This window comes from Microbispora amethystogenes (assembly GCF_016863015.1).
Lineage (GTDB): Bacteria > Actinomycetota > Actinomycetes > Streptosporangiales > Streptosporangiaceae > Microbispora > Microbispora amethystogenes.
This window is the reverse complement of record NZ_BOOB01000138.1, coordinates 1-955: the sequence shown is the minus strand read 5'-3', so window position 1 is coordinate 955 and position 955 is coordinate 1. Positions and strand designations below refer to the sequence as shown.

The following is a 955-nucleotide window of genomic DNA, read 5'->3' as shown; positions in this document are numbered from 1 at the left end:
GCTCTCGCCCACACCGCCCGGCGCCACGAAAGCCTGCGCACCACCCTCCGCGAGGAGAACGAGGAACTCGTACAGGTGGTGTCCGCGGAACCGGTCGCCGAGCTGGAGGAAGTGACCGCGTCCGACTGGGCCGCGGTGCTCGACGAGGTGGCCTCCCGTCCGCTCGACATCGCCGCCGGGCCGCTCATGCGTGTCGTCCTGGTCAGGGTGTCGGAGGAGGAGCACGTACTGCTCCTGAGCCTGCACCACCTCATCTGCGACGGCTGGTCGCTCGACCTGCTGCTCCGTGAGATCACGGGCCACTACGCCAGGCTGGCCGAAGACCCGGCGGGAAACGACGCCCCTTCACCCGCGCCCGTGCAGTTCGCGGACGTCGAACTGTGGGAGCAGCCCGTCACCGACGAGGACGTGGAGTTCTGGCGCGAGCACCTCGCCGGCGCGCGGACGCTGGACCTGCCCACCGACAAGCCGCGCCCGCCGTACCAGACGCACCGTGGGGACGCCGTTCCGCTGTCCCTGCCCGCCGCGACCGTGGCCGCCGTCACCCGGGCGACCGGGGCGAGTACGTTCTCCGTGGTGGCGACGGCGCTGGGTGTGCTCCTGGCCAAGCTCAGCGGCCAGGACGACGTCACCATCGGGTTCGCCGCCTCTGGGCGCACCCGGCCCGAAACCACGGATGTCATCGGGATGCTCGTGACGACCCTGCCCCTGCGTATGCGTCCGACGCCGGAGACGACCCTCCGTGACGTGCTCGGCGCCACGCACGACTCCGCGCTCGCCGTCCAGCAGCACCAGCACATCGGCTTCGAGCGGCTGATCAATGAGTGCGTACGGGAACGCGACCTCAGCCGCAGCCCTCTCTTCCAGGTCATGCTGTCGATCAACGGCACGCCGCCGCAGTACGAGCTCCCCGGGCTCGCGGTCGACCCGGTGCCGGTGCATCCCCGGGCCAGCC

General features: G+C 71.1%; 1 protein-coding gene. It reads left to right on the top strand.

The genetic code is table 11. The features are described 5' to 3' along the window. Positions 1–955 (top strand): condensation domain-containing protein (locus Mam01_RS36050; RefSeq protein WP_239101889.1); only part of this gene is annotated, 955 nt, incomplete at both ends.